The 20,961-nt window shown below is 58.8% G+C and carries 19 protein-coding genes and 1 pseudogene; 3 read left to right on the forward strand and 17 right to left on the reverse strand.

The genetic code is table 11. From position 1 onward, the window contains the following. Window positions 1-180 precede the first annotated feature (180 nt). Window positions 181-876: a LysR family substrate-binding domain-containing protein gene (locus tag AC1Q5S_RS21295; RefSeq protein WP_492239388.1), complete on the forward strand. Its 696-nt coding sequence runs from the start codon at window positions 181-183 to the stop codon at window positions 874-876. 123 nt (window positions 877-999) lie between these two features. Here the strand turns inward: AC1Q5S_RS21295 and AC1Q5S_RS21300 are convergent, their stop codons facing one another. Both AC1Q5S_RS21300 and glyA read right to left on the reverse strand, forming a co-directional pair. Further along, entirely contained in the window at window positions 1,000-1,380 is a 381-nt protein-coding gene (locus AC1Q5S_RS21300; RefSeq protein WP_199856242.1) for an alpha/beta fold hydrolase, read from the reverse strand. Between the two features lie 73 nt (window positions 1,381-1,453). After that, window positions 1,454-2,698, reverse strand: coding sequence for a serine hydroxymethyltransferase (gene glyA, locus AC1Q5S_RS21305; protein WP_454840380.1), 1,245 nt, complete (start codon window positions 2,696-2,698; stop codon window positions 1,454-1,456). Between the two features lie 338 nt (window positions 2,699-3,036). Here glyA and AC1Q5S_RS21310 point away from each other — a divergent pair, with 338 nt between their 5' ends. Further along, window positions 3,037-3,162: a hypothetical protein gene (locus AC1Q5S_RS21310; RefSeq protein ID WP_255352824.1), complete on the forward strand. Its 126-nt coding sequence runs from the start codon at window positions 3,037-3,039 to the stop codon at window positions 3,160-3,162. 147 nt (window positions 3,163-3,309) lie between these two features. Here AC1Q5S_RS21310 and AC1Q5S_RS21315 read toward each other — a convergent pair whose 3' ends face one another. From AC1Q5S_RS21315 to AC1Q5S_RS21380, 14 genes are all read right to left on the reverse strand, one after another. Then, on the reverse strand, window positions 3,310-4,284 hold the full coding sequence (locus AC1Q5S_RS21315) for a nitrilase-related carbon-nitrogen hydrolase (protein ID WP_454840378.1): 975 nt from the start codon (window positions 4,282-4,284) through the stop codon (window positions 3,310-3,312). A gap of 146 nt (window positions 4,285-4,430) precedes the next feature. After that, entirely contained in the window at window positions 4,431-6,719 is a 2,289-nt protein-coding gene (locus AC1Q5S_RS21320) for an NADP-dependent malic enzyme (RefSeq protein WP_454840377.1), read from the reverse strand. 29 nt (window positions 6,720-6,748) lie between these two features. Further along, window positions 6,749-7,666, reverse strand: a complete 918-nt coding sequence (gene cysM / locus AC1Q5S_RS21325) for a cysteine synthase CysM (protein WP_455240168.1) — start codon at window positions 7,664-7,666, stop codon at window positions 6,749-6,751. 48 nt (window positions 7,667-7,714) lie between these two features. Then, window positions 7,715-8,572: a methylenetetrahydrofolate reductase gene (locus AC1Q5S_RS21330; RefSeq protein ID WP_455240169.1), complete on the reverse strand. Its 858-nt coding sequence runs from the start codon at window positions 8,570-8,572 to the stop codon at window positions 7,715-7,717. Window positions 8,573-8,651: 79 nt separating this feature from the next. Further along, complete coding sequence (locus tag AC1Q5S_RS21335) at window positions 8,652-9,866, reverse strand: MFS transporter (protein WP_455240170.1); 1,215 nt, start codon at window positions 9,864-9,866, stop codon at window positions 8,652-8,654. Continuing rightward, on the reverse strand, window positions 9,863-10,825 hold the full coding sequence (gene dapA, locus AC1Q5S_RS21340) for a 4-hydroxy-tetrahydrodipicolinate synthase (protein ID WP_455240171.1): 963 nt from the start codon (window positions 10,823-10,825) through the stop codon (window positions 9,863-9,865). The genes AC1Q5S_RS21335 and dapA overlap by 4 nt, the downstream gene beginning before the upstream one ends. Window positions 10,826-10,846: 21 nt before the next feature. Continuing rightward, window positions 10,847-12,070 (reverse strand): acetylornithine/succinyldiaminopimelate transaminase, encoded by a 1,224-nt coding sequence (locus AC1Q5S_RS21345; RefSeq protein WP_455240172.1) that lies wholly within the window; start codon window positions 12,068-12,070, stop codon window positions 10,847-10,849. Next, window positions 12,067-13,188, reverse strand: a complete 1,122-nt coding sequence (gene hisC / locus AC1Q5S_RS21350) for a histidinol-phosphate transaminase (protein WP_312483788.1) — start codon at window positions 13,186-13,188, stop codon at window positions 12,067-12,069. The genes AC1Q5S_RS21345 and hisC overlap by 4 nt, the downstream gene beginning before the upstream one ends. A gap of 21 nt (window positions 13,189-13,209) precedes the next feature. Next, window positions 13,210-14,310 carry a 3-phosphoserine/phosphohydroxythreonine transaminase gene (serC, locus tag AC1Q5S_RS21355; protein WP_492239386.1) on the reverse strand — a complete coding sequence of 367 codons (1,101 nt, stop codon included), beginning with the start codon at window positions 14,308-14,310 and terminating at the stop codon, window positions 13,210-13,212. A gap of 73 nt (window positions 14,311-14,383) precedes the next feature. Next, window positions 14,384-14,530, reverse strand: coding sequence for a DUF2474 domain-containing protein (locus tag AC1Q5S_RS21360; protein WP_312483787.1), 147 nt, complete (start codon window positions 14,528-14,530; stop codon window positions 14,384-14,386). Continuing rightward, on the reverse strand, window positions 14,531-15,538 hold the full coding sequence (gene cydB / locus AC1Q5S_RS21365; RefSeq protein ID WP_455240174.1) for a cytochrome d ubiquinol oxidase subunit II: 1,008 nt from the start codon (window positions 15,536-15,538) through the stop codon (window positions 14,531-14,533). It abuts the gene before it with no gap. Window positions 15,539-15,553: 15 nt separating this feature from the next. Next, window positions 15,554-16,969 carry a cytochrome ubiquinol oxidase subunit I gene (locus AC1Q5S_RS21370; protein WP_455240175.1) on the reverse strand — a complete coding sequence of 472 codons (1,416 nt, stop codon included), beginning with the start codon at window positions 16,967-16,969 and terminating at the stop codon, window positions 15,554-15,556. 8 nt (window positions 16,970-16,977) lie between these two features. Continuing rightward, on the reverse strand, window positions 16,978-17,457 hold the full coding sequence (locus AC1Q5S_RS21375; RefSeq protein WP_447980939.1) for a DUF934 domain-containing protein: 480 nt from the start codon (window positions 17,455-17,457) through the stop codon (window positions 16,978-16,980). After that, window positions 17,444-19,453 (reverse strand): DUF2849 domain-containing protein, encoded by a 2,010-nt coding sequence (locus tag AC1Q5S_RS21380; protein ID WP_455240176.1) that lies wholly within the window; start codon window positions 19,451-19,453, stop codon window positions 17,444-17,446. The genes AC1Q5S_RS21375 and AC1Q5S_RS21380 overlap by 14 nt, the downstream gene beginning before the upstream one ends. Window positions 19,454-19,621: 168 nt before the next feature. Here AC1Q5S_RS21380 and AC1Q5S_RS21385 point away from each other — a divergent pair, with 168 nt between their 5' ends. Further along, entirely contained in the window at window positions 19,622-20,215 is a 594-nt protein-coding gene (locus AC1Q5S_RS21385; protein WP_492239387.1) for a GntR family transcriptional regulator, read from the forward strand. Window positions 20,216-20,263: 48 nt separating this feature from the next. On the opposite strand, the pseudogene tnpC reads toward AC1Q5S_RS21385, so the two are convergent. Next, a pseudogene (tnpC, locus tag AC1Q5S_RS21390) lies at window positions 20,264-20,860 on the reverse strand (IS66 family transposase); the annotation flags it as partial. Between the last annotated feature and the right edge of the window lie 101 nt (window positions 20,861-20,961).

The following is a 20,961-nucleotide window of genomic DNA, read 5'->3' on the forward strand; positions in this document are numbered from 1 at the left end:
TAACCCCTATCCCCGATCAGTTCAGGTGGGGGAGTTTGAGGTGGCCATAGGCGGGGGAATTTGGGTGGCCATCGGGGGCTGTTCAATCGAACAAAGCGGTCAGTCAGCTTGACACCTGCTGGAGAAGCCTTCCTGACGGAAGCGCGCGCTACCCTCGAGCAACTTGATAGGGCGATCCACGTGGGCCGCCGTGCCGGTCGCGGCCAAGTCGGAAGAGTGGAGATCGGCTATGTGGGTTCAGCAGCCTTCTTCGGAGTACTCCAGGACCAAGTTCAGCGATTTCGCAATCAATGGCCTGACGTCATGGTAAACACAAAGGAGTTCCCAACCGACCAACTCACGCCCCTCCTTGAGGAAGGCAGAATCGATGTGGCCCTTGTCCGGACGCCTGTGCTCCTGCCACCTTCGATCTCAAGCCATATCCTGGCACGAGACCGATTCTGCTTGGCTCTGCCGGCAGACCACATCTTGGCCCAGACGCCCAGTGACATTCATCCGCGGGCACTAGCGAACGAGTCGTTTGTGGTTCCGGAGCAGGCGCTGGGACTGCGCGAGGTGGGCAAGCGCGGGAGATTCAATCCACATATCGTCTCGGCCCCTGGAACTTTGGTTGCGGTGCTGACGCAGGTGGCGCTTGGTGTGGGCGTTGCGGTCATTCCCAGTATCTTGACCCAAATCATCCAACTGCCGAATGTGTTTTACAGGGAGATCTCTGGACCTGCCATTACCTCGGAGGTGGAGGCGTTATTTCGACGACATGAGCGACTGCCGACTGTGCGCAACCTTATCGGCCAAATACTCGAGACCGACGCAAGCCTGTGGAAAGCAGGGTTTCCGCAAAGTATGCAGATCAACTGCCCTAAACAGAACGCTTAGCGCCACTGCACGAAGCCATCGTGCATGCCACGCATTAAAAGCGTCGGTGCCATGACGCGCGACAGCACCGCGCGCTGGTCGTATTCGATGCGCTCACTGAAAAGCCCCTGTATATGCGCCACATTAAATTGCGACGCAGCGCGCCGGAAACCGTTCGCTATGGTTGAATAATCCCCGTACGCCCATCAGTCCGATCAGTCGGTCCGCCCATAGTTGCCGTCCGCCCGGTTGCCCGAGCAGCGCGTAGCGCTTCAGCTTCGCACGCTCGAGGTGATCAGGTGGCCCCAGGCGTGCAAAAGCATTGACAACGACCAGTCGCCGTACGCGCCGTGGCATCTGTGCTGCCAGGTCCAGGCCGACTCGTGCGCCCTTGGAAAGTCCACACATGTCCGCCGTCTCGATGTCCAAGTGCTCCAGCAAGGCTGCGAGCACATCCCGGTACACGGCGAATGATACATCCAGTCCCTCTGATTCGCCGTGGCCTAGAAGCTCCAGGCAAACCACGCGGAACTTGAATGCCTACATTTCATCAGCAGGAAGCTTGCCGCGGGGACCGCGACCAGCCCCTACAGCAGCCTTATCCATATACGGGGAACTGTCGGGTCAGGCTGTCTACCTGCTTTAGGACGTTCGCGATCGAAGCATGATCTGTGGGCGCGTCGAGCAAATCGGCAATCAAGTTCGCTGTCAGTCTGGCTTCACCTTCCTTAAAGCCCCTTGTCGTCATTGCTGGTGTTCCCAGACGAATACCGCTGGTCACGAAAGGCTTCTCCGGATCGTTAGGGACGGCATTCTTGTTCACGGTGATGTGTGCCTGTCCCAGCACGCGCTCGGCGTCCTTTCCGGTTAGACCACGGCCTCTCAGGTCAACGAGCATCAAGTGACTTTCCGTGCGGCCCGAAACGATTCGAAGACCGCGTTCGGTCAGAGTCTCTGCCATGGCTTTGGCATTTGCCAATACCTGTGCGGCATAGGTTTTGAACTCCGGCTCCAACGCCTCCTTGAGTGCCACGGCCTTGGCCGCAATCACGTGTTCAAGCGGGCCGCCCTGGATGCCTGGGAAGATGGCCGAATTCACGGCCTTCTCATACTCCGCCTTGCACATTATCAGCCCGCCGCGAGGACCGCGCAGGGACTTGTGCGTGGTTGTGGTCACGAAGTCGGCATGCGATATCGGGTTTGGGTAAACACCGCCTGCGACAAGTCCGGCGTAATGGGCGACATCGACCATGAACAGCGCACCGCTTTCATGAGCGATCTCGGCCAGCCGTGAAAAATCTATGCGCAGCGAGTATGCCGACGCGCCGGAAACGATCAGCTTCGGCTTGTGCTCATGCGCCAACCGTGCCACTTGGTCGTAGTCGATTTCTTCCTTTGCGTTGAGTCCGTAGGCGACGACGTTATACAGTTTCCCTGAAGAGTTAACTGGTGATCCATGTGTCAGGTGACCCCCTTCGGCGAGGCTCATACCCAACACGGTATCACCTGGCTGGATGGCAGCCATATAGACAGCCTGGTTGGCTTGGGAGCCAGAATTTGGTTGCACGTTTACCGCTTCCGCGCCGAAGAGTTGCTTGGCTCGGTCGATCGCGATCTGCTCGACGATATCGACAAATTCGCACCCGCCGTAATAGCGCTTTCCGGGATAGCCTTCAGCGTATTTGTTCGTCAGTTGCGACCCCTGCGCTTGCATGACGGCCGGACTGGTGTAGTTTTCGGAAGCGATCAGTTCGATATGTCGCTCCTGACGTTCATTTTCCCGCTCAATGGCCGACCACAGTTCGGGATCGGCTTGCTGGAGCGTACGGCTGCGGTCAAACATGATGAATCTTCCTTTCGTTATGAAAAACAATGAAATCCGTTCTACGGTTTCTGTGTCAGAACCCACTCTGCCAGCTTGTTGGTTTCCTCGACCGAGATCCTGGCATTGGGCGGCATAGGCACCCTACCCCACGCGCCAGTGCTGCCATTGCGAATGCTCCGGGCGAGAAACGTCTCTGGCATCTGGCTTGTCGCCATGTCGTGCGGCGATGTCTTGAAAAGACGGTCCAACGACCTTCCTATCGATCTGGTGACAGGCCAGGCAGGCCCTACTTCGAATCAACGTATCTGATGCAGCTGCGCTGTTACTCAGCACGGTCGCTGCCGCACATGCGAACCATGAGCACGTCCATCCTCAACACGAGAGACCGCTTGGCTTCTGACCAATTGATGGCAACGATCGTCGTGATTGGCATCTTGGGCTATGCGCTCGATGCAGCTGCCAGTGTCGGTTACCGCCTTTAGACACGCATTTGTTAGCACTTGCCTACTGCCTATCGGTTCTACACGCGGGAGGAGGTGCGCGCCGTAACGACCAAGTAGCGCGCGATCTGCGGTGCGATCTTGCCCAGGGACGGCACGAGAGCAAGGCAGCGGACTCCGCCCGCGTTTCTATTCCGAGGGCTCTGAAACTGCTGTGCGAGGAACCTCGTCGGTGAACGAGACCGGCACGAGTGGCTGCCTGTTTACCCGCAACTGAAACACGTCGGGCCGAGCGTAGTGACCAACTACGTCAAGATCGAATTTCCCACGTGAAATAGTGCTGACATCGATCTCAGCGAGAAAGAGTCCCTCCTCGTCAAAGGTAGGGGCGACCAAGACCTTCCCGAGCGGATCAATAATGCATGAGCCACCTCGAATAAGAACCGTTTTCTCTGGTCCTTGCGTCTTGGAAATATGACCGCTCGGGAAGTCTTCCGAAGTCATGTATTGGCAGGCCGATATCACGAAACACCTCCCTTCCAATGCAATAGTTTGCATCGTGGGAAGCCATGTTTCGCGAGCATCGACTGTGGGAGCGCAGTAAAGCTGCACGCCTTGGGCATACATCGCCGTACGCAAAAGGGGCATGTAATTTTCCCAGCAGATCACTGCACCGAGCTTGCCCAGTTCGGTATCTAGGACTGGCAAGGTCGAGCCGTCGCCAAAGCCCCAAACGAGACGCTCCAAGGCTGTAGGCATCAACTTGCGATGCTTGCCTAGATATTGTCCCTCAGGCCCGTAGAAGAAGACACTGCAATAGAGCGTTCCCCCCGCGCGCTCTATGACTCCCACCACCAGATACACTTTGCTAGAGCGGGCCACTCCAGACAGGACATCAGATTCAGGCCCATATTCCTCGATGGCTCCTTCGAAGTAGCGACGAAATTCATCCCTCCCTTCATCACTTCGCGTTCCAAGCCGCGCTCCAAAGTCGAGGCCCTTGGGGTACCCACCAATAAACGCTTCCGGAAACACGACGAGCTTAGCGCCTTGTCTCGCTGCACTGTTTGTCAGCTGCACCAGTTTTTCCAAGGTTGCCGGAGTGTCATATACAACAGAGCCGGCTTGAACAACCGCTGCTTGAAAAGTCTCATTATTTGACATAGCTATCTCTCCTAGAAATGGCCCGCAATTCACTTCAGACAGCGGGGGGATAAACACATCGTAGTGATGATTCAAGATTTACAAACGCAACGCTTGATATCGGAGACGCGAAGCGCTAGGGCCGGCACCGACATCGACATTCCGCCTCACTCGGTTCGGTTAGCATCGATAATCGTTAACGCTGTCATATTGACAATCCGCCTTACCGTTAAGCTTGACGTGAGGATATGCACCGGCGCTCGGGTACCCAACAGGAACGGCCCGACTGCAACATTGCTGCCCGCAGCCGTCTTGAGTAGGTTGTATGCGATGTTGCCGGCATCCACGTTGGGGCAGACAAGCAGGTTGGCCGAGCCCTGCAGCGGCGAGCTGGGCAGCAGGCGTTGACGCAGCGCAGCATCCAGCGCGCAGTCGCCGTGCATTTCGCCATCAACTTCCAGCTCGGGCGCAGCGGCACGGATCAGTTCCAGCGCCTGGCGCATTTTCTTGCCGGAGGCCGAGCTGTCCGATCCGAAATTTGAGCGTGACAGCAAGGCCACCTTGGGTTCCAAGTTCAGGCGGCGCATCTCTTCAGCAGCGAGCACTGTGAACTCGGCGATCTGTTCTGCCGTCGGGTCGTCGTTGACGTGGGTATCGACCAGCGCCACCGTGCGGCCTTCCAGCAGCAGGATGTTCATGGCAGCGTAGTTCGTGACGCCGTCCTTTTTGCCTAGAACCTGGTCGATGAAACGCAGGTGGTCGTGATAGCCGCTGACCGTTCCGCAGATCATGCCGTCGGCGTCACCCAGGTGAACCATCATGGCGCCGATCAGCGTCAGGCGGCGGCGCATTTCAACGCGCGCCATTTCTTTGGTGATGCCACGGCGGCACATCATTTCCCAGTAGGTCGTCCAGTACTGGTTGAACCGTTCATCGTGCTCGGGATTGGTTACCTCGACATCATGGTCGAGCTTGAGACGCAGGCCGAACTTCTCGATGCGAGAGCGCAGTACGGATGGGCGGCCTACCAGAATGGGGCGTGCCAGCTTTTCGTCAACGATGACTTGGATGGCTCGCAGGACGCGCTCGTCCTCGGCCTCCGTAAAGACGATGCGCGCGCGCCCGCCGTCGGCCACGAGTTGCTTGGCCGCGGCGAACAGCGGCTTCATGAAAGCGCCGGAGTGATAGACGAATTGCTGCAGTTGGGCTCGATAGGCGTCGAGGTCAGCCAGCGGGCGTGTGGCCACGCCGTCATCCATGGCAGCCTTGGCCACGGCCGGTGCGATCCGGACGATGAGGCGAGGGTCGAATGGCTTGGGAATCAGATATTGGGGGCCGAACGAGAGGCCGTAGGAGCCATACGCAGCCGCGACGACGTCGTTTTGCTCTTCCTGAGCGAGGTCGGCGATGGCATGGACGGCAGCTTTCTCCATTTCACGAGTAATCGTCGTCGCGCCCACGTCCAACGCACCACGGAAGATGTAGGGAAAACACAGCACGTTATTGACCTGATTCGGGTAATCCGAGCGTCCCGTCGCCATGACGATGTCATCGCGAACGGATAGCGCAGCTTCCGGCAGGATTTCAGGATTGGGGTTGGCCAGTGCCAGTATCAACGGGTGCGGCCCCATGGCGGCTACCATCTCCGGCTTCAGCACGCCGCCGGCTGACAGGCCCAGGAACACGTCGGCGCCCTCGATCACCTCGATCAACTTGCGGGCCTCGGTCTTTTGCGCGAAGCGTCTTTTGTCCGGGTCCATCAACACGGTGCGATCTTCATAGACCACACCCTCGATGTCGGTCACCCAGATGTTCTCCAGCGGCAGGCCCAGGTCCACCATCAGGTCCAGGCAAGCCAGGGCTGCAGCGCCCGCACCGGACGTGACGACCTTGACCTTCTTGATGTCCTTGCCCACGACCTTCAGGCCATTGATGAACGCAGCCGATACGGTGATCGCAGTGCCGTGCTGGTCGTCATGGAATACGGGAATTCGCATGCGCTCACGCAGCTTGCGTTCGACGACGAAACACTCAGGAGCCTTGATGTCTTCGAGGTTGATACCGCCGAAAGTCGGCTCCAGGCCCGCGATGATTTCGACCAGTTTGTCGGGGTCGGTCTCGTTGATCTCGATGTCGAACACATCCAAACCGGCGAGCTTCTTGAAGAGCACCGCCTTGCCTTCCATGACGGGCTTGGAGGCAAGCGCACCGATGTTTCCCAGTCCAAGCACCGCGGTCCCGTTGGTGATCACTCCTACCAGGTTGCCGCGGCCGGTGAAGCGGAAGACGTTGGCGGGGTCCGAGACGATTTCCTCGCATGCGGCGGCTACGCCTGGCGAATAGGCTACTGCTAGATCTCGCTGTGTCACCAGCGGCTTGGTAGGCGTCACCGAGATTTTTCCCGGTACGGGAAACTCGTGGTAATCCAGGGCGGCCTGTCTGTCGGTTGTGTTCATTTCAGTTTTTCTTCCTATCGGTTCCAGGATCACGATTTCGTGTGTGGGAAAAGGCCCGTCGATAGGTAGCGGTCGCCCCTGTCGCACACGACGAAGACGATGGTTGCGTCTTCAACCTTCTTCGAAATTTCCAGCGCCGCCCAGCAAGCACCACCCGACGACGCTCCACAAAAAATGCCTTCTTGCTTGGCGAGCCTTCTTGCCATGTCCTCGGCATCTGCCTGGTGGACATTGATCAATTCATCCACTGCCTCTGGACGGAAGATGCTGGGGCGATATGCCTCTGGCCACTTTCGAATACCGGGGATGCGGGAGCCTTCCTCGGGCTGAACGCCGACGATGCGTATTCCCGGGTTCACTTCCTTGAGATATCTCGACACTCCGGTGATTGTTCCGGTCGTACCCATGGCGCTGACGAAGTGCGTGATTCGTCCCTGGCTCTGTCTCCAGATCTCCGGGCCTGTCGTTTCGTAGTGAATGAGTGGGTTGTCGGTATTGCCAAACTGGTCAAGGACCCGCCCGCGACCTTCCTGCTGCAGTCGGGTCGCCGCATCGCGCGCATACTCCATCCCGCCTTCCTTTGGCGTGAGCAGAACATCGGCTCCGAAGGCTTTCATGGTTTGAATGCGCTCGACGGAGCTGTCCTCCGGCATGAGGATCAGCATCTTGTAGCCGCGGATCGCAGCCACCATCGCCAACGCGATTCCTGTGTTTCCCGACGTAGCCTCGATCAGGGTGTCGCCAGGATGGATGTCGCCACGCTGTTCCGCGCGACGAATCATGGATAGCGCGGCCCGATCCTTGACTGAGCCTCCGGGGTTGTTCCCTTCCAGTTTCCCGAGGACAGTGTTTCTTCTTGGCCGATTGCTTTGCGCGTCCACATGCCCGAGTGCGATCAGTGGCGTGTTTCCGATTTGGTCCTCAAGAAGGCTGTGACGTACGTCCATATAGTTTTCATCTCCAACGCTTTGAAAGGCATTCCATCTTCATTGGCATCAATGAAGCCAACGACTCTTTTCCTCCCAGCCGTTGAACCATTGGAGCGCTTTCTCCAAGTTGCCCAATGGGTAGAGGTGCAGGCCCAGCGGGCCCAGTTCGAGGCGTTCGGTACTCTCGAGCAACTCGGTCAGAAACCGGTCTGGCCCAGCCGAGTTCAACAGGGATGTCGTCTCCCATCCGTAACGCTGGAGCAACTCAACAGAAGTTCTGACGCGACAGAGCTTGGCAAACTTGAGTATTCCGGAGACACCGGCTGGACTGGGGATGCCAATTCGAATCGGCGCTTTTATGCCTATTCCCCTGACTCGCTGAATCCAGGCGATGACGGCCAGAGCATCGAATGAAAGCTGGGTGGTGATTTCCACATGCAGCCCCTTGGCCTTCAACGCCTCCACCTTGCGTTGCAGGCTATCCAAAAGAATGGCGCCTTCTATACGTGGATGCCCCTCTGGGTAGCCGGCGATACCGATGGCACTGATATTGGTCTCATCCAGGTATGACCCATTAATCACGTCCAGTGAGTCCCTGAATGGCCCACGTGGCACGGCTGGGTCGCCTCCGACAAGGAAGAGGTCTCTTACCCCTTTGATCTGTACAGCCTGATGCAAAAACGAACGTAGTGCTCCTTCCGACGTGAATCGCCGTGCTGAAACAATCGGTCGTGGAGTGAGCCCCGACGATCGAAGCACATCGATCGCGACGATCCGCTCCTTGGCGGATTCCGCATCAATGAAAGCGATGTTGACCGAGGTGTTGGGAGGCAAATGGGACGCCATATAGGCGAAGCGAAGCGCACCGCCTGCTGTAGTTTCCAAGGAAGGCGTCTGGAAAATAGATGTGCGGACCGCATCCATAAGTATTCATCTCGGGCAAAGTGTTCGTGGGCTCAGGCCACTTGGTGGTAGGGACGGAGTGAGAGATCGCTCACCATTGCTACGGTTTCGGTGTTTCGTTGCGAAACAGGCGGATTGCGATCAGCGCCAGCACCGCCTCGACCGCGGCAAACATCCCGAAAGCAATGGGAAATCCTGCGTCCATGAGCTGACGAAAAACGAGGCTACCGATCCCGAAGCCAAGAAACAGGGTGCACACGTTCAAGCCCATTGCCTGGCCGGGCCGGTCGCGTCCCACATCCGTGACGATTCCTGCAAGGAGAGGCTGGGTCATGTCATACCCGAGCGAGAGCATGACGACGGGCAGCAAGAACCAGGCAAGTGGCAGATCCTCAACCAACATCAGTACCGCAATCGTGCTCAACCCAAGCCCGATGGGAAGCAATCGTCCGCGGCCGAACCTGTCGGCGGCACGCCCAATCAGCGGTCCGAGTAGTAAGCCAGGGACCCCGTAGCCAAGGAGTGCAATGCCAATATGCTGCGGCGACAGGCCGTATCTCTGGTCAAGATAGACAGCTAGCCAGGTGAAGACGCCAGAGTGGAACATCGAGTTCACCAGCACGTAGCCATAAGTGCGGGCACCCCGAGGACTTCTAAGCAACTCCCCATAGCCGGTGAGGACAGAGGAGAAGGTCATCGGCGGCATCTTCATTCCCCGCGATAGCCATTCGCGTCTGCACCACAGCAGAACGAGCGTCAGCGATGCCATGCAGGCGACGAGGACCATGACACCTTGCCAGCCAATGGCAGGAGAGATCACCACGCCAAGAGGGGCCCCCACTGCCATGCCGCCGGCCATGGCACCGAAGATCCATCCCAGGGGCCGGCCGCGCTCGGCGTAGGGATACAGCTTGGCCACGACCACCAATGCAAGGGGGACGATTCCGCTTGCCGCAACACCGGTGATCGCGCGCAATATGATCAGGGTCTCAACGGTCCTGCTCAACGCCGTTGCGAGCACCAGCAAGACGAAGAGCGCGAGGGAGCTCAGCATGACCTTGCCAATACCCAGGCGATCAGCGAGCAGGCCAGTGACGAGTGTCGCGATCCCGTAAGGGATCAGGTACGCCGGCACGGCCAAACCAGCTTCGCGCGCCTCTACCTTGAAGAACGACGCGAGTTCAGGAAGCATCGGTGCGATCGCGTAGGCCTGGAAGAAAACGACAAAGGTCGCGAACGCCAAGAGCACCAAAAGTCGTTCCCGGCCTGCCTGGCCAGAATCGGAACTTGCCGCCATATCAATCGGGTGGCTCATTGGGAGGCTGGCGATCGACGTGCGGGAGGCGGATCGATCAGATCGAATCCGGGGCCCGGAGAATGCAGCCGAATTCCGGCGTCTCCCATGGCGCTGGTCACTGTATCGACGTACTGTGCCGACAACGGGGTGAGCGGCAGACGCATGCCCTCAGGGATCAGGCCCATCCGCGCCATCGCCCATTTCACCGGAATCGGGTTGGACTCGATGAAGAGCGCTTGATTGATGGCCGCCATCCGGCGGCTCAAGCTACGGACAGTTGCGAGGTCGCCTGCCAGAGCAGCTGCACAAAGCTCGTGCATGCGGGTCGGCAGGATGTTGGCCGTGACCGAGATATTTCCCTTCGCTCCCATGAGGATCAGTGCCGCGGCCGTCGCGTCGTCGCCACTGTAGATAGAGAAACTCGGCGGCAGCCGGTGCAAGAGTTCGTTTGCGCGTCCGATGTCTCCTGTGGCGTCCTTCAGCCCGACGACGCCGTCGACTTCGGACAGCGCCAGAATGGTTTCCACCGTCATGCTGGTGATCGTGCGGCTTGGAACGTCGTACAGAATCACTGGACCGTCGCCGGCCTCGACCACAGCGCGAAAATGTTGATAGATGCCGGCCTGCGTGGGTTTGTTGTAGTAAGGGACCACGGAGAGGCATGCAGCAACACCAACCTTCTGTGCTACGCGTGTCAGTTCGATGGCTTCGCTGGTCGAATTCGCACCGGTACCCCCGATGATGGGGATGCGACCTGCTGCATGTTCCACCGAGACTCGTATCAACTCGATATGGTCGTCGGTCGAGATCGTTGCCGTCTCTCCGGTCGATCCCATGATGACCAGCCCATCAGTGCCCTGTTCGATGTGCCAATCGATCAGCTTTCGGAAGATGTCCCATTCAATGGCGCCGTCCGAGGTCATCGGCGTGACCAGCGCCACCAGGCTTCCGCATATGGCCGAATACTTTGTTCCCATGGTTTTATCTCCTGCCTAAATTCACATCGCCACCGGTTCTCTGGATAGCTGCTTTACAGCTTTTGCCAGCCGGGCCAATCCTTCGTCGATCTCTTCGGTCTCAATGACCAAGCTGGGCGCAAGCCGAATCACATCCGGTCCTGCCTGCAACACCATCACGCCATGTTCAAGACAGCAGTCGATCACATGCTTTGCTTCGCCCTTCCAGCGATCAGTCAGCACGCAGCCAAGAAGCAAGCCGATGCCGCGCACTTCCTTGAACAGGTCGTAGCGCTTGCCGATAACGGTCAATGCCGAAACGAAGTGGGTATGCCGAATCTGGACGCCGCGCAACAGCTCGGGCCGGTCTATGAGCTTCAGTGCCGTCTCGCCTACTGCACATGCCAGCGGGTTGCCACCGAAGGTGCTGCCGTGGGTGCCAAACTCCAGGTGTCTTGCGGCTTCCTTGGTGGCAAGCATCGCCGCCAACGGGAAGCCGCAACCAATGGCCTTGGCCAAGGTCATGACGTCCGGGACGACATCGAAGTGCTCGTATCCGAAAAGGGTTCCCAGGCGGCCCATGCCTGTCTGCACTTCATCGAATATCAAGAGCGCGCCATGGGTGTCGCAAAGTTCACGGGCGCGTTGCAGGTACGCGCGGCTGGCGGGCAAGACGCCGCTTTCCCCCTGCACTGGTTCAATCACGACAGCGCAGGTACGGCTTGATACGGCTGCCTCCAATGCCTGGATGTCGTTGAACGCGACATGCCGGATGCCCTTGATCGGCGGACCGAACCCTTCGGAGTACTTCGGCTGGCCCGCCACACTGACCGTGAACAGTGATCGGCCATGGAAACTGTTCAAGTTCGCAACGATCTCATGCTTGTCCTCGCCGCCAGTACGAACGCCGTAGCGTCTGGCGAGCTTGAATGCCGCCTCGTTGGCCTCAGCGCCGGAATTGGCGAAGAAGACCCGGTCGGCGAACGAGGCCTGCGTCAGTGCGTGGGCCAGCCGCATGGCCGGCTCGTTGGCGAAGATGTTCGATGTGTGCCAGAGACGCTGCGCCTGGAGCGTGAGCGCTTCAACAAGGTCCGGATGGCAGTGGCCCAAGGCATTGACTGCAATACCGCCGGCAAAGTCGATGTACTCAGTGCCATCCTGATCCCAAACGCGTGCACCACGCCCGTCGACGGGAACGACAGACACGGGAGCGTAGTTGGGCACCATGACATGTTCGTAAAGGTCTCGCGATACGGCTACATTCATTGCTGCACTCCTTCCCGCAAAATGCCCTCGAGCGTCGCAAGAAGCCGCGAATTTTCCGATTCGAGCCCCACCGAAATGCGGAGGTGATGGGGCATCCCGTAGCCGTCCATGGGCCGAACGATGATGCCTTTGGCCAGGAGCGCTTCGTAGATCGCGTTAGCGGGACGTCCAAAATCGACGGTGACGAAGTTCGTACGCGAAGGAATCCATGCGACGCCCAACCGTGAAAAGCCATCCTGCAGCTGTTTCAAGCCCTGACGGTTCACTTCACGCCCCAGTCGCAGATAGTCGTGATCATCAAGCGCGGCACAGGCACCCGCCAGCGCCAGGCTGTTGACGTTGAACGGCTGCCGGACCCGATTCAGGATCTCGGCGATCTCGGGCGACGATGCCGCGTAGCCGACACGCAAGCCTGCCAGCCCGTAGGCCTTGCACAAGCTTCGGGTCACGATCAGGTTGGGATAGCGCGACAGATAGGCCAGGCCGTCAGGCAAGGCTGGATCTTCCGCATACTCGATGTAGGCTTCATCCAGGACGACAAGTGTCTCAAGAGGAACCCTGTCCATGAACGCCTCGAACTGCGCGCATTCAAACCATGTGCCGGTCGGGTTGTTTGGATTGGCGAGAAAGACGACGCGCGTGTCCTGGTCGATCGCTTTCAAGATCAGTTCGAGGTCGTTTCCCCACTCGCGAGCGGGTATCTCACGCACTTGCGCGCCGGCGGCAATCGTCGCAGACGCATAGACCGAGAAAGCGTACTGACTGAACACCGCATTGCGGCCGGCACCAAGAAATGCCTGAGCGATCGTGATCAACAGCTCGTTCGAGCCGTTGCCAAGAGTAAGCCCATCCGGGTTCAGCCCGAACTTGTCCCGGAGCTTGTTTTTCAGCCGATGTCCCGTGCCATCGGGATAGCGGGTAATGGTTTGAAGCGCCTGTTGAATAGCACGAAGAACATTCGGATTGGCGGCCAGGGGGCTCTCGTTGCTCGCCAGCTTGATGATGCTTTCGGCGCTTTGCCCCGTTTCTCGTTCCAGTTCCTCGATGGCCTTTCCGGGTACATAGGGTGCCAGGAGATGAACCTCGCTGACGGCAAGCGACAGATAGTTGATAGTCACGATGAAAATAGTCCGTTGATGTTAGCCATGACGCTGTTCGAACTCAGCCATGTAGCCGGCCAGTGCCGTGACAGCGTCTTCCGAGACGGCGTTGTAGATCGAGGCCCGAATGCCACCTTTGGCCCGGTGTCCTTTCAAGCCCAGAAAGCCTTGCTCGGCGGCGCCGTCGAGAAATACCTTTTCAAGCGTTTGGTCGCAGAGCCGAAAAGGAATATTCATATGGGAGCGATCGGCATGCGATATGTCGTTGACATAGAAACCGCTGCGGTCGATCTGGTTGTAAAGGATGTCCTTCTTGCGGAGATTTCTCGCGCGCATGGCTTCCAGCCCGCCGAGTGATTTGATCCACTGAAACACCAGACCTGACGCGTACCAGGCGAATGTCGCGGGTGTGTTGTACATGGAGCCATGCTCTGCGATCACGCCGTAGTTCAGGATGTCCGGGCAGTACGGATGGACGCGACCCAGCAGGTCCTCGCGGACGATCACCAGCGTCATCCCGCTCGGGCCGATGTTCTTCTGCGCCCCTGCGTAGATCAGGCCGAATCGGGATACGTCCAGCGGGCCAGAGAGAATGTTTGCTGAGAAGTCCGCGACAAGTGGGATTTCATCGCCGATCTCCGGTATCCAATGAAACTCCAGCCCATCTATGGTTTCGTTCGCGGTGTAGTGAAGATAGGCCGGCGCCTCGGAGATTCGCCATTCAGGCTCGCGCGGAATGGCTTGCGGCGCAGCGTCGCGGATCGAGGCTGCGATGTTCACCTCGGCATATCGACAAGCCGCGCCGATGGCCTTGCGGGACCAGTGTCCGGTATCGATGTAGTCGCAGACCCGCAGTTCGTGGAGCAGATTCATGGGAATCTGGGAGAACTGTTGGGCGCCTCCGCCCTGCAGGAACAGAATCCGGTAGTGTCCAGGTACGCCCAGCAAGTCGCGCAAGTCCTGGCTCATCTGTTCCGCCATTTCCACGAAGGCGGCCGAGCGGTGACTGATTTCCATGACGGACGCACCAGTCTCACGCCAGTTGAACAGTTCAGTCTGGATCTGTGCCAGAACAGGTTCCGGGAGCGCAGCAGGTCCTGCGCTGAAGTTGTAGGCTCTTTTGGCCAGTTCCATCGTCATTCGGCTCTTTCCGTCGTGTTGCTCGAGAACTGCTGGACGTTTTGTTGCAGCAGCCGGTCTTTGTTTTGAAGCATCAGGTGCTCATCCCAACCAGGCGCATGGCTAGTCGCATACCGAGCGCGACGATGCCCAGTGCAGCGACGCTGCAGACCCAGATCAAGATCAGCCATCCGACGCGCCGCAAGGTTTCGCGGCGTGGATGAGTAGATGGAGCGCCCATTCAGTGGTACCCCTCGCCAACTTTGACCTTTCCGCGGAAGACGTAATAGGCCCACGCCGAATAGCCGAGGATCATGGGAATGATTAGCAGCGCCCCGACCAAGGTGAATCCCAGGCTTTCAGAAGGTGCCGCGGCATCCCAGATGGAAAGCGATGGAGGCACAATGTTGGGCCAGATACTGATGACAAATCCTGTGTAGCCCAGAAAGATCACGACCAGCGACCAGACGAAGGGCCCAGCATGAGGGTCGTCGTTGAGCGTGCGCTGGATGTAGTACGTTGCGGCTGCAACCAGAACCGGAACCGGCGCGAAGAACCAGATGTTTGGCAGGCTGAACCATCGATCGGAAATGGCTTGATGCGCCAATGGCGTCCAGATCGAAGCAATGGCAATGGCCACCAACAAGGCAAATGTGGTCGGCTTGGCGATCCGGATCATCTGCCGCTGCAGGTCGCCTTCGGTCTTGAGTACGAGCCAAGTCGATCCCAATAGCGCGTAGGCAATGACGACCCCGATACCCGTAAAGACGGAGAACGGCGTCAACCAGTCCATGATCCCGGCGGCCGAGCGACCTCCGACGATCTCAACACCGTCGATGAACGCCCCCAGGATCGCACCCTGGAAGAATGCGGCGACGAACGAGCTCAGCATGAAGGCCTTATCCCAGAATGGCTTGTGGGCTTCGTCGGCCTTGAAGCGGAACTCGAAAGACACCCCGCGCCAGATCAGTCCGAGCAGCATCAAGATGGCCGGAACATAAAAGGCGCTGAGCAAGATCGCGTAGGCTTTGGGGAAGGCCGCCATGAGGGCCGCTCCGCCCAGCACGAGCCAGGTCTCATTGCCGTCCCAAACCGGCGCCACACTGTTGACCATTGCGTCGCGGTGGCTGCGGTCCTTGACGAATGGAAAGAGAATTCCGATCCCGAGGTCGAAGCCGTCGGCAATGACATACATCATCACGCCGAAGCCGATGATCAGAAGCCAGATCAGTGGAAGATCGATACCCATGTCACAGCTCCTTTGTCAAACGTCGGTCGAGGTGGGTTGAGCGGGGTCAGTGGCAGCGGAAAGCGGACGTGCAGGTCGCTGATCCAGTGCATCCCCATCGGGCGGGTTCTCGTTAGAGTCCGGGCCTCTTCCAATCAGCTTGAGCATGTAGCCGATGCCGGTCCCGAACACCGCGGCATACACCACAAGAAGAACGACCAAGGTGACACTAAGCGTCAGTGCCGAGTGGTTCGAGACCGCGTCTGCGGTGCGCATCAACCCATAGACGACCCACGGCTGGCGTCCAATTTCGGTGGTGTACCAACCGGCCAAAAGCGCAATCAGCCCCGACGGTCCCATGAGCAGGGAGAATCGCAGCAGCGCGCGCGATTCGTAGGCTCGCCGGCGCCAGTGCGACCATGCGCTCCAGAGCGCAAGGACGAGCATCAACATCCCCAATCCCACCATCACGCGGAAGGTCCAGAAAACAATCGTCGCATTGGGTCGGTCCTCCCGCGCGAACTCCTTCAACCCTGGGTATTGACCGCGCCATTCGTGGGTCAGAATCAGGCTGCTCAGATTGGGAATCTCGATTTTGTAGCGGGTGGTTTCGGCATCCATGTCCGGCCAGCCGAAGAGGATCAACGGGACACCTTCGCCTGGCTTGTTTTCCCAATGTCCTTCCATGGCAGCGACCTTCGCTGGCTGATGTTCGAGCGTGTTCAGGCCGTGCAGGTCGCCGATGAAGACCTGAAGGGGAACGGTCACGAGCAGTGACCACAGGGCCATGGAGAACATTTTCTTGACCTCGCGCCCGCGGTTACCCTTGAGAAGATGCCAAGCACCCGACGCGCCGACCAGCAGCGCGGTGGAGATGAACGCAGCCATCACCATGTGTGCGAGTCGATAGGGAAAGGACGGGTTGAAGATGACCGCGATCCAATCCACCGGCACCACTACGCCATTGATGACCTCGTGTCCTTGCGGCGTCTGCATCCAGCTGTTGGAAGCCAAGATCCAGGTGGCGGAGATCAAGGTTCCAATCGCCACCATAACCGTGGCGAAGAAGTGCAGGCGCGGGCCGACCTTGTTCCAGCCAAACAGCATCACGCCGAGAAAGCCGGCTTCGAGGAAGAACGCCGTGAGGACCTCGTAGGTGAGCAGTGGGCCGGTAATGCTGCCGGCGAACTCGGAGTACTGGCTCCAGTTGGTGCCGAACTGGTAGGCCATCACCAGACCCGACACAACGCCCATTCCGAAGTTGACCGCGAAAATCTTGGACCAGAAGTGGTACAGAGTCTTGTAGACCGCGTCCTGTTTTTTCAACCACAATCCTTCGAGGATGGCGAGATACGTCGCCAGCCCGATGGTGATGGCGGGAAAGATGATGTGGAACGTGATCGTGAATCCGAATTGAATTCGCGCCAGTTCGAGTGCAGTGAGGTTGAACATGGCTATGCCTACCGATTCTGGGAGAGACGATCCAATAGTGTCCGTGGACGCGCCTTGGATTGATCCAGCGCCATCGCTGCCTCTTTCCATCGGACCAGCGGTATCGCTGCTTCGGCGAGCACGCTGGTGTACCCGCACTGGATCAGCATCGAGAATTGGTCGGGCAGCAACGGACCGGCAGCGCGGATGTCGCCGTCGTATCGATGACGCTCCCGAAGCACGCGCGCCAGCGTGAATCCTCGACCATCACGGGATTTAGGGAACTCGATGACGACCACGCGCGTTCGATTGAGCAAGGGAAGCAGGTCGGCGGGGTCTTGGTCTCCCGTGACCCAGACCCCAGTCGCTGTCTTGCCGAACTGTTCCTGGTATGTGTCCCATTGCGATAACAGTACAACGCAGTGGTCGGCCTCGGTCAGTTCTTGATCGGCAGCTGGGTACTGATAGGGGTCTGCCAATGGCGTTCCCGCTGTGTCAATGAGCGTCATGAAGCGCCTCCTTGAATGGGCTGATCCCCACGCGACGATAGGTGTCGATGAAGGTTTCGTTCTCGCTGCGATTCTTGAGATAGATGTCGACAATCGCTTCGATGACGTCTGGAACGCTGTCGTAGCCTACCGAAGGGCCCAGGATCGTTCCGACCGCAGCGCTTTCGTCGGCGCTGCCGCCCAGGCTTATCTGGTAGGACTCCTTGCCGCTCTTATCCAGACCCAGGATGCCGATGTGGGCCACGTGATGATGTGCGCACGCATTGATGCAGCCAGACACATTGAGTTTGAGTTCACCGATTTCGCGCTGCTTGGCCTCATCGAATCGCAGCGCAATGCGCTGTGCGACGGGCACGGAGCGAGCTGTGGCCAGACTGCAGTAGTCCATCCCCGGGCAAGCGATCGAGTCCGATATGAGACCGATATTGGGTGTGGCCAATCCCGCCCCACGCAGCGCCTTCCAGACCGTATAGAGCTGGCTGAGTTCCACATGGGGAAGCACCAGGTTTTGCTCATGAGACACACGAATCTCATTGAGTGAATAGGTTTCCGCCAGGTCGGCAAGCGCTACCATTTCTTCTGCACTGATGTCGCCGGGAATACCCCCCGCGGGTTTGAGTGAGATCACGGCGCTTATATAGCCCGGGCATCTGTGCGGGTGCGTGTTGTTGCGAACCCAGTGGCCAAACTCTGGATCGGCCTCCAGCATGAGTTCGTGTTCCGGCGATACCGCAGAAAGTTCAGCAAAGTCAGGTGCCACGAATCGCTCACGAATGGCCTGAACGATATCGGGCTCGAGATACTGACGGTCTGCCGGAAGGTTGGTGAACTCATCCTCGATCATCTCGATGAACTTCGCAGGCTTGAGCTCGCGCACAAGGATCTTGATGCGCGCCTTGTAGATGTTGTCCCGGCGCCCCAAGGTGTTGTACACGCGCAGGATTGCCTCTACATAGCGCAGCAGCTCGCGCTCGGGCAGCCAGTCTCGGACTTTGGTGCCGACGATAGGTGTGCGTCCCAGGCCGCCGCCGGCATAGATCTGAAAGCCAACCTCGCCTGCGTCATTCTTTCTGGCGAGGATGCCTATGTCGTGGAACCGCACTGCAGCGCGGTCAACGGGACTGCCGGTAATGGCGATCTTGAACTTGCGCGGCAGATAGGTGAACTCGGGGTGATCGGTGGACCACTGCCGCAATATCTCTGCATGCACCCGCGGATCGACCACTTCGTCGAGGGCGGCGCCCGCAAAATGATCGGTCGTGACGTTGCGGATGCAATTACCGCTTGTCTGAATGCAGTGCAGGTCCGCGTCTGCGAGCACGGACAGAATTTCGGGCGAATCCGACAGGCGCGGCCAATTGAACTGCATGTTCTGACGCGTCGTGAAGTGGCCATAGCCCTTGTCGTAGGTCTTTGCCACGTAGGCCAACTGTCGCATCTGGATGGCGCTGAGCGTGCCATAGGGAATGGCCACGCGCAGCATGTAGCCGTGCAACTGCAGGTACAGGCCATTCATCAGTCTGTAGACCTTGAATGCCTCTTCGTCGAGCTCACCCGAAAGGCGCCGTGCAACTTGCTGCTCGAACTGCTGAGCGCGCGTCTTGAGGAACTCGCGCTCCGACGGGTCGTAGCGGTACACGCCCGCATGCGCGACCTCGACGGGCACGACAGGTCTCTCGCGAACGGTGCTGAGCACCCCCGCACTCTCGGCTTGCTTGCCGAGATCCGGACGTACGGAAGGGCCGCGAGATCGCAGCTGTTCGCGGTAGTCGATCGGTAGCGGCAGTCCTTCAACGATCTGGGCAGCGCGTGGTGTCGGCCCAACGATCAGATTCTGCCCAACCGCATGCTCAGCTGCGAGCTTGGCTCCTTCGAGGCGCTCATCGTCAAAGGCACAGGCCAACTCCAGGGTATCGACCCATTCAAGAGCGTCGTTGAGCCACACGACCGCGCCATCGTCAAGCCGGTTCGCAGAGATCAGGTGGTGGTCTTTCATCGGGGTGCATCTCCATCACGGAACACTCGGCGCCGAGGACATGAAGACCCCCAACGCCACCTCATTGCTTGGCATGCGCACCATACAAATTCATAATGTATGGCAAATATGCGACAATGTACGGCAATTATAATCTCCATTGTATGGATTGACAACCGAGGAATTCATATGGCTACTCGCAACGACGCGAGGGGGGAAGCCCGTGCAGGCTGGATCAAGCAACTGACACCAGGTGCCGGGCCGAGATACCTACAGATCGCAGATCTGATCGGTCAAGCCATCGACTCTGGCGAGCTTGTTGCCGGCGATCTGATTCCCGCACAGCGGTGGCTGGCTTCCAAACTGAATGTAGACCTGACCACGGTGACGCGCGCCTATACAGAGGCACGTAACCGTGGGTTGATCGCAGCCTATAGCGGCCGTGGTTCATTCGTGATCGGCCCGGCTGCGACGCAAGAGCATGGTGAGATCGATCTTGCGATGAACATACCCCCTCAACTCGCGGCGGGGTCCATGGCCGACCTGGTGAGGACCGGTATTCAGGAAGTGCTGGCGCGTCAGCCTATCGAGACCCTATCCCAGTATCAGGATGGGTTGTCCAATCGGTCAGCAATTCAGGCCGCACAGGCTTGGCTCAGGCCAGCGCTTGACGGGCTGTCAAGCCAGGACCTGATTGCGTGTGCAGGTGCGCAAGCAGCTATCGCCGGCATCTTGGGTGCAATGGCCCAGTGTGGGGATACGGTTCTTTGTGAGCCGTTGTAAGCGCGCGGTGAACCCATGTTGACCGCGGCCGGCGATCATAGCTGAGAGTCAGATGGCGCCGGGTTGCCAGTGGTGTGGCAAGAGCTCATCGATGCGGCTGGCCTTGTGCGTGGGCAGTCGCGTGAGCACGTCCTTGAGATAGGCATACGGGTCATGCCCGTTCATGCGCGCTGACTGGATCAGACTCATGACGGCAGCTGCCCGCTGGCCCGCGCGCAGGCTGCCGGCAAACAACCAGTTCGAGCGCCCGATAGCAATGGGTCGGATCTGGTTCTCGATCCAGTTGTTGTCTGCTGGCAGTTGCGGGTCATCAATGAATCGTGTGAGTGCCGCCCAGCGCTTGAGGCTGTAGTCCAGCGCCTTGGCCGTGGCCGAGTTGCCCGCCACCTGCTGGCGCTGCAGCACCATCCACTGGTGCAAGGCGTCCAGTATCGGTCGACTGTGCTGCTGGCGCACCTGCAGCCGCTGGGGTGCCGGTGTGTTCTGGACTTCCCGCTCGATCTCATAGACCCGCGCGAACTGCTGCAGGGCGAACTCGGCGATCTGGCTCTTGTTGGCCGCATGCAGCTCGAAGAACTTGCGCCGGGCATGAGCCAGGCAACCGGCTTCTGTCACGCCCAGGCTGAAGCTGGCCTTGTAGCCGGCGCTATGTGTTGCAACACATAGCGGCGGTTATGTTACGGCCCGAGATATGTGGCCATCGCCAGGCGCCCGTTGTTGCTCACCGAGGAGGTTTGCCCTGGCAA

This window comes from Acidovorax sp. GW835-FHT14B10 (genome assembly GCF_058793725.1).